We start from the raw sequence: 14518 nt of genomic DNA, 5'->3' as shown, positions 1-14518 counted from the left end.
CAGAAAACGGTGAGAATGCCTGCGATCGCGCGATCGCAGGCGTGAACAAGATGACTTAGGCTTTGATGGCTTTAAATTTGAGGCCGTCGAGATAGGCTTTGGGGTTTTCGGGGTCAAAGGTGACGCCATCGAAGAATGTCTCTACCCCGCGCGAATCACTAGCAGGAATATCCTGTTCGCGACCAATCGCTTTTGCTGCTTCGCGCCACAGATCGCTGCGATTGACTTTGTCAACCAGAGCTTTCGTATCGGTTGAAGCTGGCAGATAGCCCCAGCGAATGTCCTCCGTCAAGAACCAAAGGTCATGACTCTTGTAGGGGAAGGAAGCATTTTCACTCCAGAAACGCATCCGTAGGTCAGAGTTTTTAACCACACGGCCATCGCCATAGTCGATGTCGCCTTGGAGACGGGGTTTGATGTCTTCGATACTGGTTTTGAAGTACTTATCCTGAGCAGTAATTTTGCAAAGCTCGTCCAGATTAGCGGGATCTTCGCACCAAATCTGTGCCTCTTGAACTGCTTTGAGCAATGCCATCGCCGCTTTCGGATTTTTGTCAGCCCAATCCGCGCGAACTGTTAGCGCTTTTTCAGGGTGGAACTTCCAGAATTCACCCGTTACGGCTGCGGTATAGCCTAGTTTTTTATTCACTAAGCGCGCATTCCACGGCTCACCGACGCAGAAGGCATCCATCGTGCCAGTCTGCATGTTGGCGACCATTTGTGGCGGCGGAATGACCACAATATCTGCTTCTGTTGTGGGGTCCACACCATTGGCAGCCAACCAGTAGCGCATCCAGAGGTCATGGTTACCGCCAGGGAAGGTGACCGCAGCCTTCAGCAGTTTTCCAGATGCCTTTTTCTGATCCGCAATTTCCTTGATCTTGGGATCTTTCAGCTGAACCTTTTCAGCCAAGAACTCATTGGACAGTGAGAATGCCTGTCCTTGGGTATTCAGCCGCGCCAAAATATACATCGGCAACGGTTGTTGCGATTTGGTAATCGCTCCCGCAGTCAGCAAGTAGGGCATCGGGCTGAGGATGTGAGCACCGTCAATGCCACCGCGATCGCTACCCAACTCCAAGTTGTCGCGGGTAACGGCCCAGGAGGTTTGCTTCACCACCTTGGTTTCTGGCAGGCCGTACTTGGCGAACATCCCTTTTTCGAGGGCAATGATCACGGGTGCGGCGTCGGTCAGGGCAATAAAGCCCAAGGTCACCCCTTTCACTTCCGGTGCGTCACCGCCACTCGCGCCACTGGGGGCTGGCGTTGAGGTCGATCCGGTTGTGTCAGTGGGAGCGTTATTGCCACCACAGGCATTCAGCCAGAGTGCAGCAGCTGCAGTGCCACCTGCGGTCAGCAAGAACTTACGCCGAGAAAATTGACTCATGATTTTGGAAGTGGAGATGACAGGGTAGTGAATCAGGCACGGTGAAGAGTAGGACTTAGCGCGATCGCGCCTGAGCCCCAAATCGCTCGATCAGCAGTTGGCGCAACACATCCGGTAAGTCCTCACAGGCGATGCCCGTCAGAGCTTTCTCTCCGAGATGAGCTGCGTGGCCGACTTGCCCCCCCAAGAAGATGTCCACACCCTCAACGACTTGGCCGTCCTTGCGAACCTTGGCACCCATCAAACCGATATCGGCCACTTGGGGTTGACCGCAGGAATTGGGACAGCCGGTCCAGTGAATCCGGACTGGACGGGGGAGATCTAGCTCAGCCTCGAGTGCTTGGGCGATCGCGATCGCCCGCTGCTTGGTCTCGATCAGTGCGAAGTTGCAATACTGCGACCCGGTGCAAGAGACCGTACCTCGGCTGAGAGGCGCCGGCTGGGGCGAGAAGCGAGCCAGCAGGGGTTCTGCCAGCAGCGCCGGCAGTTGAGCATCGGAAATGTGGGTGAGGATGACGTTTTGCTCAACTGTCAGTCGCACCTCGCCTTGACCATAGGTGTCGGCGAGACGGGCCAACTCATAGAGGTCTTCCGTTTTCAAGCGTCCCACCGGCACATGCAAACCGACATAATTCAGGCCCGTTTGTTTTTGCGGGTGGACGCCGAGGAAATCGCGCTTTTCCCAGTCCATGGCCTCGGGTGCAGCCTCTGACAAGGGCGATCCATAGACTTCGCAGACGACTTGGCGGAAGTGATCAATTCCCCACTCATCGATCAGCCACATCAGGCGCGTCTTCTGGCGATTGCCGCGCGAACCGTGATCGCGGAAGACTTCGAGAATGGCACGGCTGAGCTGAATTACGCTTTGGTCAGCAGGCACCCAAGCATTGAGTGGGATGGCTGGCGCTACTCGGGTCGAGGAGAAAAAGCCACCAACCCAAACGTTGAAGCCCAGCACTCCATTGTGATAAGCCGGCGTAAAGGCTAAATCATTAATTTCAGCGTGAATCGAATTATCCCGTCCGCCTTCGATCGCAATATTAAACTTGCGAGGCAAGTTTGTAAACTCAGGGTTGCCTTGACCCAAAGCAGTCAGATTGTCTTGCAAATCCTGAATGAGCGATCGCGTATCAAATAACTCATCAGCATCTAAGCCGGCCACTGGTGACCCAGTGATATTTCGAACGTTATCCATACCAGACTGCACGCTGGTTAAACCCACCGATTGCAGTCGCTCTAAGAAGGCCGGCGTATCTTCTAATAACAGACCGCGTAGCTGTAAATTTTGCCGCGTGGTGATATCAACACTAGCTTGGTCGCCATAGCGTTGGAGAAAATTTGCTAAAGCATTCAATTGCCGACTCTGCAAGATTCCATGGGGAACTCGCAGTCGAGCCATAAATCGACCTGGCGTTACGGGTCGCCAGAAAATACCCAGCCATTTCAGCCGATGCTCGCGATCGCTGGGGTCCATTGCTTCCCAGCCAATTGAAGCAAAATGCTCAACTTGATCACGGACGGCTAACCCGTCTTTTTCGAGCTTTATCTTCTCAAATTTATTGAGTTTTTCTGTAGTAACAGTGGCTTGAGCCATGGATTCATCTGCCTATCAAGCAGCTTGCATGTTCGGCAGATTAGGCAGAATCTCTAGCTCGATTGGTAACAGAAACTACAACTTTCTTCGGGACATGCAAATCTTGCAAGAAGTTTGCGCAGGAAGAACATTAAGTAACAACTGCTACTCTTTGCCCATAACGCAGGCAAAGAGTAGGTATTGAGGCAGCGATCGCTATTTTTAGTAGCAATTGCTACAAGTTCAGTACCCAAACCTCGCTTAGGTAGAGCCGTTAGCATGGTTTTTGACCTGTGTTGATTGCACATGATTGATGCAACATTTGCAGAAAGCGCTGGCTGGCCCGTCGGTGATTTCGAGCACTGCTGGCGACAGGTGCAGCAACTCGCCAAAAGCCTTGATATTCGGGTCTTAGAAGACGGTCTCGACCGTTGCCAAAGCAATCCTGATGATTGGCAAACGCAATGGCTGGTGGCCTATCTCTGTCGTTTGTGGCAACACGATCGCATTCCAGCCGTTCTGCGCACCCTGCAAGGGTTGTGTCGTGATGGCTTAGTCAAAACAGAAATCTATAGGGCTTGGTTAGCGCAAGGAGCGATCGCCACCGACTCTATCCAAGCGGCCTTAGAGGATCCTGAAGAGCGACCTTGGCTGCTGCCAGCGCTAGCCAGTCACCCTGATCCGGCGATCCAACAGCTGCTTCAGAATTTTAGTAGCGATCCCGATCCGCAATGGCGATCGCTGGCGGCGACGGCGCTGGGATCAGCTAGCCACTCCCATAGTCGCCCCAGACTCGAACAGCTGTGCCAAGATCCTGAGCCGCTCGTTCGTCGTGCAGCCCTTGAGTCAGTGCGCTTCTCGGATCAATTCACAGAGGCTGAACGGTTGGCTGTTTTGAGGGCAGGGGCTTGGGATCCTGATCCAGAGGTCGTGCGAGTAGCCGTTTGGAGTATTGCTGCGATCGCCAACTCCGACGCTTGGAATAGTTTGGCGATGATCGCCACCCAGTCGAGTCGGGGCCGTGCCGCTGCCCTCGCTGCGCTCGCGGATGCTGGCACGACTGAAACTCTGACGGCGCTGGCCCGCCTCTCAACGACTGCCTGGACTGTCCCAGACTGGCAAGCCTGCCTGCGATCGCTGGGGCAGCACCCCCACAAACAGGCAGCGACCTTGTTGTTACTGCGCTGGTTGCCGCAGTGTCCCTGTCCGATGGATGGTCTCTACAGTCTCAAGCAGCTGGATGACCGTACTGCCCTCTCGCAACTGCGATCGCTCCTCAATCTCCCGACCTCTCGAGCCCTGCAGACCGGCGTGCGATCGCTGATTCAGGAGTGGGAGCAGTCGCCATGCGCCTAGAACAGCTACAAGCCGCGCTGCGAGTTGCCGAAACCGGCAGTTTTCAAGAAGCAGCCCAAAAGGTTGGCTGCAACCAATCGACAATCAGTCGCCAAGTCAAGGGGCTTGAGGATGAACTGGGAATTGCCCTATTCCGGCGGCAAGGACGGATGAAGTTGACGGCAGCTGGTGAGCGGCTGCTGCCGCGTCTACGCCGCATTTGTCAGGAGTGGCAAACCGCTTGCGCCGAAATTGATGAGCTGTTGAGCGGCCGCCAAACTGAATTGTGCATGGCGATCGCCGACTCCATTGGCGGCTGCTATTTGCCAGCTGTCCTCAATCGGTTTCAACAGCAGTGGCCCTCCATCCGTCTGCGGGTCAGCACTCTCGGCAGCGATCGCGCCCTCAAGGTGTTGCGCGACGGCCTGATTGATCTGGCAATCGTCATGGACTCCCCCAGCATGACCACGGGTTCAGGACTGGTGGTCGATCTGCTGCTAGAAGAAGAGGTGCAGGTGCTGCTGGCAGCAGATCATCCCCTCGCCGCCCAAAAAGCGATCGCTTGGGAGCAGCTCAGCCAAGTTCCCCAAGTCGTGTTCAAAGATGGCTATGGCATGCAGCGCTTGGTAGAGCAACGTTTTCGAGACTTGGGGCTAGAGCTCAATAGCTGTCTGGAACTTAACTCGCTCGACAGCTTTCGTGGCGTTGTGCGAGAAGGCTACTGGCTGGCGCTATTACCGCAAGCTGCCTTGGTCGATGCCCGCCATGATCCACGGTTAGTGATTCGCCCCACGACAGAGCCCCGTCTGAGTCGGCGGATCAAGCTCGTGATTCCAGAAGATCATCTGAGTCTGCCCCCCGTTCGCCATTTTCGGCAGCTCTGCCGCGAAGCCATGACTGCTGAGTTAGCCGATCTCAAAGCAGTGAGTCAGTTGTTCTAATTTCAAGGCTGCCACGGGTTAGGGAGCAAGTCGCTGGGCAATCGGTGAGGCGGGTGCGGTTGGGAGTGATGGCGTCGGCGTCATTAACTGCGAGAACAACAACAGACCAATTGTGCAAAGACCGCTATTGAGCCACAGTGCTGTCCGAGTGATAGGAGTGGGTGCAGCCATGATCGGGAGCAGATCAATCCTGCTGAGTGCTGATGCTTCCTAGACTGCAGCCGCGATCGCGGAGTTACTGTGCGCTGGATCAGCAGCAATTGTGAGATTGATCACAGGGCATCCAGTCTGACGCCGGCGATCGCCGGACCAGCGTGCTCATTACTCGCTAGGGGTTGACCGCAGCGCGTAGGCCATAGCGAATCAAGGTTTGCACCGAGAGTTGCCAAGGATCGGACATGCGATCGAGGAGGCCGCGCTTTTCGAGTGCACTCAACTCGCGAGAGGCGGTTTCCCGAGCCATGCCTGCCAAACTGCCCAGAATGCTGACATTAATCGCCGGGACAGGTTGCCACGCCGAGGTCAGCTGCGGCAGCGCGGCTTTTTGAGCTAGGCAGTCAAGCGCCTCAACGATGCGGGCGGTCGCGTCTTCGCTGCGATAGACGAAGCGACGGTTAGTTTCCAAGAGACGCCGCGCCAGCCCTTGGGCCAAGCGCAGGCCCAATTGCGGCTCCACCTGTAAGGCTTGTGCGAGGGGCATCGATTGGAGATGGATCACCTGCAGCGGGGTGAGGGCGGTGACATCCGCCGTCCGACTCTCAAACCCCAGAGCCCGCAGTTCCCCGAAAAGTTCTCCAGCCCCGAGCAACCCAACAATCACTTCAGCACCGCCTGAACTAGCGATCGCCACCTTGGCCACACCGGCCGTAATGAGGTAATAGCCATCGCTCCAGTCATGCTCTAACAGCACGGCCTGCCCCGCAGGATAGTGGCGCGATCGGCTGGTTTGGGTCAACCGAGTTAGTTGTTCTGCTGAGAGATCCGCAAAGAGCGGGTGTTGCTGAAGGGTCGAGGAGTCTGCCATGCCAACTGCTGCGATCGCTGAGTGACACTTTGGAGCCGACTCAGCACAGGAAATCCAGTCTTGGCCTGAGCCAAAGACACGGTATGCACGATCGTTGATGGGCTGAGCCAAAGTGTCAATCCACTCGCTGCTCTCAACCGGCAAAGTAGCATCCACGCGATCGCCCACTTCACTCTCTATCCCAGGAAGGAGAAGCGATCGCGGTAAACTCAAGCCCACAACTGGTTGGTGAGTGACAGGCGACACCCCTATGGATCCTGTGCTGGAATTGGAAGCCGTGAGTAAGTGCTTCCAACGCTATGCTCACCCTCGCGATCGCCTCTGGGAGCTGCTCTTTCCTCGCAAATCACGGGTGCAGACCTTTCAAGCCCTCGAGGATGTCAGTCTACAAGTGGCACCCGGTCGAACCGTCGGCCTTGTCGGACGTAACGGCGCTGGCAAAAGTACCCTACTGCAAATCGTGGCAGGCACCCTCACGCCCAGTCGTGGTCGTGTGCAAGTGCGAGGCCGAGTGGCCGCCCTCCTGGAGCTTGGTAGCGGCTTCAATCCAGAATTCACCGGTCGCCAGAATGTTTTCTTCAATGGGCAGCTCTTGGGTCTAACCCCCCAGGAAATTCGCGATCGCTTTGCTGAGATTGTGGCTTTCGCAGAAATTGGCGACTTTTTGGACCAGCCAGTCAAGACCTACTCCAGCGGCATGATGGTGCGGCTGGCTTTCTCGGTTGTGGCTCACCTCGACCCTGAGTTACTGATTGTCGATGAGGCTTTAGCAGTCGGCGATGCTCGTTTTCAGGCCCGCTGCATGAAGCGGATTCGTGAACTCAAGGAGAAAGGAACCACCATTCTTTTTGTCTCCCATGATGCCAATGCCGTGCGCATGCTCTGCGATGAAGCGGTTCTGCTGGAATGCGGACGGATTCTGGAGCAAGGCAACCCGAATTGGGTGCTCAATCATTACAACCAGTTGCTCGGTTTAGAAGATCGCGATGACTATCGCCCCCTCGCGAAAGAGACCCAGCAAGCAGGTCTCTGCTACACACTTCAGGCCTATCACCCCAACCGCCATGGCAATGGGCGTGCCACTATCACCCGCGCTTGGCTCAGCGGATCCGGATTGCAAGCTGGCAAGGTCATCCAAGGTGGCGACCTCACGCTGGCCTTCCAGCTGCAAATTCACCAAGATTTACCAGACGCACTCATTGGCTTGTCGATCCGCAATCTCTACGGGGTTGTGATCTATGGCACCAACAACCTGCAGCTGGAGAAACGCCCCAAGGCTTTGGCCGCAGGCAGTTGCCCTGAATTGAGCTTTCACTGGCGCAATCAACTGAATGCCGGGGTATACACAATCAGCATCGCCATCACCAGTGAGGATTGCGAAGTCTACGACTGGATTGATGAAGCCCTCGTTTTTGAAGTGGTCAACGATCGCTTCTGCGAGGGGGTGATCGACCTTGGCGCTGAAGTTATCTGGCAATCTGACACAACTCCCTCTCGCTCCTTCCTAACGATCGATCCAACCAGCTGAGACACCCCACTACGCAGACCACGGCTCAACTTGCACCATTGCAACTAACACAACTAATTTGCAGTAGCCTATTGCTATCACTCACAGGCGATCGCTGACTACAGGCTGCGGATGCTCCTGCGATCGCGTTTTCTCACATCTCACTTAGGCCTATCTGCTCACTCGTTCTGAACCGCCGGCGCAGCCAGAGCGACCTACCCACTCGCCCTGAGTTTATTGAGAAATAGTTGCATTAAATAATGTTCAGCTGTAGAGTAGTGAGCGACGTGTTCTCTTCTCCTCTTTGGCACTCAGCCAAACGGGATCGGCATTTGGGGCGGCGGTGGGTCGCCCTTTTTTCTGCGAAGGGCCCACGGCTGAGCGGGCTACACTCAGAAGTCGAACCTGTTTGACACCCGCTATGACTGCTGCGATCGCTGCCCCCGCCTACGATGCCATCGTGATTGGCTCGGGCATTGGCGGACTTGTGACGGCAACCCAGCTCGCAGCCAAAGGGGCAAAGGTTTTGGTGCTAGAGCGCTATTTGATTCCGGGCGGCAGTGCGGGGTCATTCGAGCGGCACGGCTATCGCTTTGATGTTGGCGCCTCGATGATTTTTGGTTTTGGCGATCGCGGCACGACGAATTTGCTGACTCGCGCCTTGGCAGATGTGGGGCAGACGATCGAGACCGTGCCCGATCCCGTCCAAATTCACTACCACCTACCCAACAATCTCGACCTCAAGGTCCATCGTGACTACGAGGCATTCCTGAAAGAACTGATCGCCCAGTTCCCTGAAGAGGCGGAGGGGATTCGCCGTTTTTACGACGAGTGCTGGCAGGTCTTCAACTGCTTGAATGCCATGCCGCTGCTCTCGCTGGAAGAACCAAAGTATCTGTTCAATGTCTTCCTGCAGCATCCACTGGCCTGCTTGGGCTTGGTCAAATATCTGCCCCAGAATGTCGGCGATATTGCGCGGCGCTACATTCAAAACCCAGAGCTGCTGAAGTTCATCGATATGGAGTGCTACTGCTGGTCGGTGGTGCCCGCGACGATGACGCCGATGATCAATGCCGGTATGGTCTTCAGCGATCGCCACTACGGCGGTATCAACTATCCCAAGGGTGGTGTCGGTCGCATTGCCGAAAAACTGGTGGAAGGTCTGGAAGCCAAGGGCGGCGCGATTCGCTACAAATCCCGTGTCACCCGCATTTTGATCGAGAACGGACGAGCGATCGGCGTGGAATTAGCGGATGGTGAAAAACTCTACGCCAAGCGGATTGTCTCCAATGCCACCCGTTGGAATACTTTCGGCGAACTGCTGCCGCCACAACAAGAGCCCGCTAAGGAACAGCGCTGGCAACAACGCTATCGGCAATCGCCCAGTTTCCTCAGTCTTCATCTCGGGGTGAAAGCTGATCTGCTGCCAGCCGGTACGGAATGCCACCACATCCTGCTGGAGAACTGGGAGGAATTAGAAGCAGAGCAAGGCACGATCTTTGTCTCGATCCCAACCCTGCTCGACCCATCCCTCGCACCGCCTGATCGCCATATCATCCATACCTTCACGCCCAGCTGGCTGGGTGAATGGGACAACCTCAGTCCTAGTGAATATCGCGATCGCAAGGCAGCAGCGGCCGCACAACTGATTCAGCGCTTGGAAGCGATCTTCCCCGGACTCAGTGGCGCGATCGACTATCAAGAAGTGGGTACGCCCCGCACCCATCGCCGCTTTTTGGGTCGGCAAAACGGCACCTACGGACCGATTCCGCGCCGTAAGTTGGCCGGTCTGCTGGGGATGCCCTTCAATCGCACTGCAATTCCCGGTCTTTACTGCGTTGGAGATAGCACCTTCCCAGGTCAAGGACTAAACGCTGTGGCTTTCTCGGGCTATGCCTGCGGCCACCGTGTCGCCGCTGACTTGGGTTTGGTCTAAGGCGATGGATTTAGACAGTGATGCGCTAGGACGCTACATCAGTGCAACTGAGGGAGTCAGCAAACCTTGGTTGTTGTTGCAGTTGCGTCTGAAAAAGCTGCAAGACAATCGCGATCGCATGGAACCTGCAGCCTACGAAGCCGCGATCGCAGAATTACACCAAGCCCTGATGGATTTAGGCGAATGGTGGGTTGGGCGCGAAGCGGAAGTCTTTGGAGGAGGGAAACCGCATGACGACTGATGCCTTGCCAGAGCAGCGCATTTATCGCATTTCACCCCTGATTCGCGTCACCCTGCTTCTGCTCTATCTCGCCTTGACCAGTCCCTTGGCCAGTCTGGCAGAAGTCACGGCTGCACCTATTTCACCGCAATTGCTAAAAGTTGGTCTGGCGATCGGGTTCGTCTTGGTCTATGCCGCGCTAAGTGAGCAAGTGGAAATCAGCCCCGAGGGAATTCAAGTTCGCTATCCGGCTTGGTGCCGTTGGTTTCTGCGGCGACAGTGGCAACTGCCGTGGGATGCGATCGCCCGTATTCAACCGCGATCGACGGGGCAAGGCGGACTGGTCTATTACCTCATCGATCGCCAAGGTCAGGGCTATCTCCTGCCAATGCGGATCGCTGGCTTTGCGGAGCTAACTCGAATTCTGCAAGCGCGAACCACGATTGATATGCGCGATGTTCGACCTCTCTCTCAGCCTTGGATGTACTTGATCCTGTTGGTACTGACGCTGCTGCTGTTACTGATTGATGCTTGGGTAGTTTGGGTCGCGATGCCTGATTTTGCTGACGTGATCGCCAGTTCCCTCTCAGCCTCAGCACAGTTGGGCTGACGGGCGATCGGAGGGAGATGGCAGCTCTCAAAAATGGCTCAAATTTTTTTGGAAACTTCGGGAACCTTGGCGCAAGCCAGCCGTCTAAAAGCTCCAGATAGGCTCTAAGCCGAACAGCGAGGAAGTGGAAGAGGGAGGCATTGCTTCCCTCATTTATTTTGAAAAGCCGCGATCGTAACAGGATGTCCATCACATCTAACGCCGATCAAGGATTGGCTGGAACCGCTTCAACAGTCATTTACCAGTGCTGCTGAATTAGAGCGATCGCAGATTTTCCATAGCAAAAACCGAGCTAAGTCATAGACTCAGCCCGGTTATCAACTCTCACTTAATCTCTGATGCTTTCCTAGAGAGGATGGAAGAGCAAATCAGGGAAGAAGCGGTTGAATTCGATCAAGATACCGGCGGTAATCGCAAACCAAATGGTTGCGAGAATCGGGGCAGAAGAGAGATAGCGTTTCAGTCCATCCATGGCCAGGAATCAGCTCCGTAAAACGACAGGAATCTTAGCGGGGCGAGACGGTGATTTCGTCTGCTTTCGCGAGTAGCTTACCGCTGCTGAACTCTTGGAGCGCTGCCAAGGGCCAAGCAAAACCAGTCAAGGAAAACTTCACAGCCAAGGGCACATCGATCACGATTTCCTTGCCCGCAGCATCTTTGTCAGACTTAATCGCTTGCAGGTAGGAACGACCCACCCAGCCGATCCAGCCAGCAATGTAGAGGAACAGCAAACTGGGGATGATGAAATCACCAGCATGATCCAGACGGCCATCCACAATCAGGTGGGGCAGACCATCCGCACCGCAAAGGGCTTGCGAATAGTTTTCGAAGCGGGCTTTCGCCTGGGGAGTTGCAGCGGCTTCAGCCCGTTGGATGAAACGGGGGGACTCGCTACAGGGCGTCAGGCCGGCAACATCAGCCGAAGCCTGGGGAGCAAAGCCCAGCCACAGACAGGCGGCGAGCACGACAGCAAACAGTCGACGCATGAACTGGCTTCCTTCGAGAAGTGACGACAGAACAGTCGCATTGGGAGCCACGATCGAAATGAGCGATCGAACTCCGACCAGCAGTACCAAAGATTCGACGACGAGCGCCAAGCACTCGTTTCCGAATAGAATCAATCCCGAAGCTTCGGGAAAGCTTTATCAGGAACCGTATCAGTTGATGACAACCGTTTTAGCAGTTGAAACAAGTTGTGATGAAACAGCGGTGGCGATCGTAAAGGATCGTCATATTCTCAGCAGCATTGTTAGTTCGCAGATTGATCTGCACCGTCGTTACGGTGGCGTTGTACCCGAAATGGCAGCGCGCCAACATCTGGAAACTGTCAATCCGGCGATCGCTCTTGCCCTCTCCGAAGCAGGCCTTGATTGGTCCGCGATCGATGGCATTGCGGCGACGGTTGCACCCGGTTTGGTCGGAGCTTTACTCGTTGGCACGATGGCCGCCAAGACGCTGGCGCTGTTGCACAACAAACCGTTTTTAGGCGTTCATCACCTCGAAGGCCATATTTTTGCGGCCTATCTGCAGGAGCCATCGCTGCAGCCGCCCTTCCTGTCACTGCTGGTTTCGGGTGGCCACACCAGCCTGATTCGGGTTGATGGCTGCGGCCAGTACCGCACCCTCGGTCAGACTCGAGATGATGCCGCGGGTGAAGCCTTTGACAAGGTGGCACGGTTGCTGGGCTTGGGCTATCCGGGTGGGCCAGTGATCGATCGCCTGGCAGCGACGGGCGACCCAGCCGCGTTTCGTTTGCCAGAAGGGCAGATCTCGCTGCCGGGCGGGGGCTACCATCCCTATGACTGCAGCTTTAGTGGCCTCAAAACCGCAATGTTGCGACTCTGCGATCGCCTGCGATCGGAGTCTGATGAGTTACCGATCGCGGACTTAGCTGCCAGCTTCCAAGCTACGGTGGCCCGAAGCTTGACCAAGCGCGCGATCGCGGCAGCTTTGGATGAAGGATTAACCACGATCGCGATCGGTGGCGGGGTCGCAGCCAATCGCGGTCTGCGGGAACAACTCGGCAAAGTGGCAACTGACCACGGCATTACAACGCTTTTTCCGCCGCTGTCTCTGTGCACTGATAACGCTGCCATGATCGCCTGTGCCGCAGCGGCTCACCTTGCGGCTGGCGATCGCTCGGATCTGAGCCTGACAGTGCGATCGCGCTTGCCTTTGGAATCTGTCGCCGAGTTGTACCAAGCGTCGGCCTAGTAGGTCATCACTCGATAGCAGCACAGGAGCGATCGCCGCTAGACTGCTGGCTGGGAGTCTGGCAGAGATATGGCGCGCTTTCTGCATCTTGCGGATGTTCACTTAGGCTTCGATCGCTACAACAACCCCAAGCGCACCACAGACTTTTTTGATGCCTTGGAGGATGCTTTAAAGCGCCATGCGATCGCTTCAAAGGTGGATTTTGTAGTGATTGCAGGCGACCTATTCGAACATAAGGTCGTACAGCCAGCCATTCTCAGTCAGGCCATGCTGGCGCTGGAAATGCTGCAAGAAGCAAACATCCCAGCGATTGCGATCGAGGGTAACCATGATCACCGGCCCTACGGCAGTCGCAGTAGTTGGCTGCGTTATCTCGCTGATTGGTACGGACTGATCCTGCTAGAGCCTGAAGCCAGTGTGGCTGAGGGAGAAAACCGTTATCAACCGTGGGATCCGGAAGAATACACAGGCAGCTATATTGACCTCGACTGTGGCGTGCGCGTCCTCGGTTCTTGCTGGTATGGCTCGGCCGCTCCGCAAATGATTCGCTTATTGGCTGAAGATATTCGCGCCTTACCACCCGGGCCTGAACATACGGTGATGCTGTTTCACCACGGCGTGGAAGGGCAGATCGCTCGCTATAGCGGCGCCTTGCGCTACGAGGATCTGTTGCCGCTGCGCGAGGCAGGCGTCAACTATCTGGCGCTCGGTCACATTCATAAGTATTACGAGCTTGAAAATTGGGTGTTTAATCCTGGCTCGGTGGAAGCGAATAGTATCGCTGAGGGCCAAGATCAAACTCCACGAGGCGTTCTGTCAGTGGAATTGAAGCCAGGAAACCCGCAGCCGCTGGCCACTTTGCAACGAGACTATCTGCAACGGCCTGTCTTGCGCCTCCGCCTTGAAACTCGTGTGGATTGGTCACCCGCAGACCTTGAAGCAGCCGCGATCGCAACGGTTGAGCAGGCGATCGCAGCCGGACAAACCCAAGCGGCGATTGTCGAACTGCGCATTAGTGGCCCAGTCGCTTTTCCGCGCTCGGATCTCGATACGCGATCGCTGCAGCAACAGCTTCATCAGCAGAGCGAAGCGCTAATTTTCAACCTGCGCTACGACGTCACTGGTCAGGAATTTGCCTCACCCATCCTGCCGAGTGAACAGGTGACCCCCGAGGTGATTGAGGCAAGCGTCTTTGCGGATCAATTGGCAGAGCATCAGGCCTATCGCGATCGCTGCGATCAACTCACGCCCGTCTTGCAAGACCTTAAAGACCGTTTGCTAAGGGGCGAAGAGCCAGCCAATCTCTATCACTTTCTAGAAACCGCGATCGCCTCAACGACTGCTCCAGTTGAAATAACTACGGCAGAGAAGTCAGCAACGAGCGATTGCCAGCCCAGTCGTTAATCATCGACATTCAAGTCTGCCAGTGGCTGAACATTGCGGAGCTGTTGCTGTACATCGTCAATGGCTTCGCTGAGCTGAGCAATCTTGTCTTCAAGACCCCGCCGCGTATTGTCCATCGGCCCCTCAGTCCCATCATCACTGTCCCCACTGAGGTTCTGATCAGAGTCAGCTGCCTGACGCTGACTGAGGGTGACCCCCAAGATGCCGCCGAGGATGCCGCCGAAGACAGCTCCCAAGAGAAAGCCGCCGGCAAAACGGTTGGGTTGGCTCATGGTGAGTTGCGGATGGGGAGAGGTTCACTGTTCATTCTGAAGGGCAGTCGCCAGCGCCTGCAAGCAGACCAAGGATTCAGAGGATCGTGATCGCG

General features: G+C 55.7%; 15 protein-coding genes. 8 read left to right on the top strand and 7 right to left on the bottom strand.

Translation table 11 applies throughout. The features are described 5' to 3' along the window. Nucleotides 1–55: 55 nt before the first annotated feature. Nucleotides 56–1387, bottom strand: a complete 1332-nt coding sequence (locus tag DOP62_RS00525) for a CmpA/NrtA family ABC transporter substrate-binding protein (RefSeq protein WP_208673675.1) — start codon at nucleotides 1385–1387, stop codon at nucleotides 56–58. 55 nt (nucleotides 1388–1442) lie between these two features. Next, nucleotides 1443–2981, bottom strand: a complete 1539-nt coding sequence (locus DOP62_RS00520; RefSeq protein WP_208673672.1) for a ferredoxin--nitrite reductase — start codon at nucleotides 2979–2981, stop codon at nucleotides 1443–1445. 285 nt (nucleotides 2982–3266) lie between these two features. On the opposite strand from DOP62_RS00520, the gene DOP62_RS00515 reads away from it, so the two are divergent. Both DOP62_RS00515 and DOP62_RS00510 read left to right on the top strand, forming a co-directional pair. Next, on the top strand, nucleotides 3267–4316 hold the full coding sequence (locus DOP62_RS00515) for a HEAT repeat domain-containing protein (RefSeq protein ID WP_208673670.1): 1050 nt from the start codon (nucleotides 3267–3269) through the stop codon (nucleotides 4314–4316). Next, entirely contained in the window at nucleotides 4307–5236 is a 930-nt protein-coding gene (locus DOP62_RS00510) for a LysR family transcriptional regulator (protein ID WP_208673668.1), read from the top strand. Before DOP62_RS00515 ends, DOP62_RS00510 begins: the two co-directional genes overlap by 10 nt. An 18-nt stretch (nucleotides 5237–5254) precedes the next feature. Here DOP62_RS00510 and DOP62_RS00505 read toward each other — a convergent pair whose 3' ends face one another. Both DOP62_RS00505 and DOP62_RS00500 read right to left on the bottom strand, forming a co-directional pair. Further along, nucleotides 5255–5407, bottom strand: a complete 153-nt coding sequence (locus DOP62_RS00505) for a hypothetical protein (protein ID WP_208673666.1) — start codon at nucleotides 5405–5407, stop codon at nucleotides 5255–5257. Between the two features lie 157 nt (nucleotides 5408–5564). Further along, on the bottom strand, nucleotides 5565–6506 hold the full coding sequence (locus tag DOP62_RS00500; protein WP_370538825.1) for a Crp/Fnr family transcriptional regulator: 942 nt from the start codon (nucleotides 6504–6506) through the stop codon (nucleotides 5565–5567). 4 nt (nucleotides 6507–6510) lie between these two features. Here DOP62_RS00500 and DOP62_RS00495 point away from each other — a divergent pair, with 4 nt between their 5' ends. From DOP62_RS00495 to DOP62_RS00480, 4 genes are all read left to right on the top strand, one after another. Continuing rightward, nucleotides 6511–7788 carry an ABC transporter ATP-binding protein gene (locus DOP62_RS00495; protein ID WP_208673664.1) on the top strand — a complete coding sequence of 426 codons (1278 nt, stop codon included), beginning with the start codon at nucleotides 6511–6513 and terminating at the stop codon, nucleotides 7786–7788. A 400-nt stretch (nucleotides 7789–8188) separates the two neighbouring features. Then, nucleotides 8189–9703, top strand: a complete 1515-nt coding sequence (gene crtH, locus DOP62_RS00490) for a carotenoid isomerase (protein WP_208673662.1) — start codon at nucleotides 8189–8191, stop codon at nucleotides 9701–9703. Next, nucleotides 9660–9944, top strand: a complete 285-nt coding sequence (locus DOP62_RS00485) for a hypothetical protein (RefSeq protein ID WP_261789823.1) — start codon at nucleotides 9660–9662, stop codon at nucleotides 9942–9944. Before crtH ends, DOP62_RS00485 begins: the two co-directional genes overlap by 44 nt. After that, a complete protein-coding gene (locus DOP62_RS00480) occupies nucleotides 9934–10533 on the top strand; it encodes a hypothetical protein (RefSeq protein ID WP_208673657.1) in 600 nt (199 codons plus the stop codon). Before DOP62_RS00485 ends, DOP62_RS00480 begins: the two co-directional genes overlap by 11 nt. Before the next feature lie 346 nt (nucleotides 10534–10879). Here the strand turns inward: DOP62_RS00480 and psaJ are convergent, their stop codons facing one another. After that, entirely contained in the window at nucleotides 10880–11005 is a 126-nt protein-coding gene (gene psaJ / locus DOP62_RS00475; protein ID WP_173282512.1) for a photosystem I reaction center subunit IX, read from the bottom strand. A 34-nt stretch (nucleotides 11006–11039) separates the two neighbouring features. Then, a complete protein-coding gene (locus tag DOP62_RS00470; protein WP_208677057.1) occupies nucleotides 11040–11519 on the bottom strand; it encodes a Photosystem I reaction center subunit III in 480 nt (159 codons plus the stop codon). 178 nt (nucleotides 11520–11697) lie between these two features. Here DOP62_RS00470 and tsaD point away from each other — a divergent pair, with 178 nt between their 5' ends. After that, complete coding sequence (gene tsaD, locus DOP62_RS00465) at nucleotides 11698–12747, top strand: tRNA (adenosine(37)-N6)-threonylcarbamoyltransferase complex transferase subunit TsaD (RefSeq protein ID WP_208673655.1); 1050 nt, start codon at nucleotides 11698–11700, stop codon at nucleotides 12745–12747. A gap of 69 nt (nucleotides 12748–12816) precedes the next feature. Continuing rightward, nucleotides 12817–14151: a metallophosphoesterase family protein gene (locus DOP62_RS00460; RefSeq protein ID WP_208673650.1), complete on the top strand. Its 1335-nt coding sequence runs from the start codon at nucleotides 12817–12819 to the stop codon at nucleotides 14149–14151. Here DOP62_RS00460 and DOP62_RS00455 read toward each other — a convergent pair. Continuing rightward, nucleotides 14148–14423 (bottom strand): hypothetical protein, encoded by a 276-nt coding sequence (locus DOP62_RS00455; protein WP_208673649.1) that lies wholly within the window; start codon nucleotides 14421–14423, stop codon nucleotides 14148–14150. The genes DOP62_RS00460 and DOP62_RS00455 overlap by 4 nt on opposite strands. Nucleotides 14424–14518: the final 95 nt, after the last annotated feature.

The sequence above is a fragment of the Synechococcus elongatus PCC 11801 genome (assembly GCF_003846445.2).
Taxonomy (GTDB): Bacteria; Cyanobacteriota; Cyanobacteriia; order Synechococcales; family Synechococcaceae; genus Synechococcus; species Synechococcus elongatus_A.
Note: the sequence above shows the minus strand (reverse complement) of the source record. Positions and strands in the feature narration are given on the sequence as shown.

What these genes read in the sequence shown, in the direction of transcription:
- DOP62_RS00470 (WP_208677057.1), bottom strand. Translation starts at nt 11,519, where the DNA reads ATGCGTCGACTGTTTGCTGTCGTGCTCGCCGCCTGTCTGTGGCTGGGC.
- DOP62_RS00485 (WP_261789823.1), top strand. Translation starts at nt 9,660, where the DNA reads ATGCCTGCGGCCACCGTGTCGCCGCTGACTTGGGTTTGGTCTAAGGCG.
- DOP62_RS00515 (WP_208673670.1), top strand. Translation starts at nt 3,267, where the DNA reads ATGATTGATGCAACATTTGCAGAAAGCGCTGGCTGGCCCGTCGGTGAT.
- DOP62_RS00525 (WP_208673675.1), bottom strand. Translation starts at nt 1,387, where the DNA reads ATGAGTCAATTTTCTCGGCGTAAGTTCTTGCTGACCGCAGGTGGCACT.
- crtH (WP_208673662.1), top strand. Translation starts at nt 8,189, where the DNA reads ATGACTGCTGCGATCGCTGCCCCCGCCTACGATGCCATCGTGATTGGC.
- DOP62_RS00495 (WP_208673664.1), top strand. Translation starts at nt 6,511, where the DNA reads ATGGATCCTGTGCTGGAATTGGAAGCCGTGAGTAAGTGCTTCCAACGC.
- DOP62_RS00455 (WP_208673649.1), bottom strand. Translation starts at nt 14,423, where the DNA reads ATGAGCCAACCCAACCGTTTTGCCGGCGGCTTTCTCTTGGGAGCTGTC.
- DOP62_RS00505 (WP_208673666.1), bottom strand. Translation starts at nt 5,407, where the DNA reads ATGGCTGCACCCACTCCTATCACTCGGACAGCACTGTGGCTCAATAGC.
- DOP62_RS00480 (WP_208673657.1), top strand. Translation starts at nt 9,934, where the DNA reads ATGACGACTGATGCCTTGCCAGAGCAGCGCATTTATCGCATTTCACCC.
- DOP62_RS00460 (WP_208673650.1), top strand. Translation starts at nt 12,817, where the DNA reads ATGGCGCGCTTTCTGCATCTTGCGGATGTTCACTTAGGCTTCGATCGC.
- psaJ (WP_173282512.1), bottom strand. Translation starts at nt 11,005, where the DNA reads ATGGATGGACTGAAACGCTATCTCTCTTCTGCCCCGATTCTCGCAACC.
- DOP62_RS00520 (WP_208673672.1), bottom strand. Translation starts at nt 2,981, where the DNA reads ATGGCTCAAGCCACTGTTACTACAGAAAAACTCAATAAATTTGAGAAG.
- DOP62_RS00510 (WP_208673668.1), top strand. Translation starts at nt 4,307, where the DNA reads ATGCGCCTAGAACAGCTACAAGCCGCGCTGCGAGTTGCCGAAACCGGC.
- tsaD (WP_208673655.1), top strand. Translation starts at nt 11,698, where the DNA reads ATGACAACCGTTTTAGCAGTTGAAACAAGTTGTGATGAAACAGCGGTG.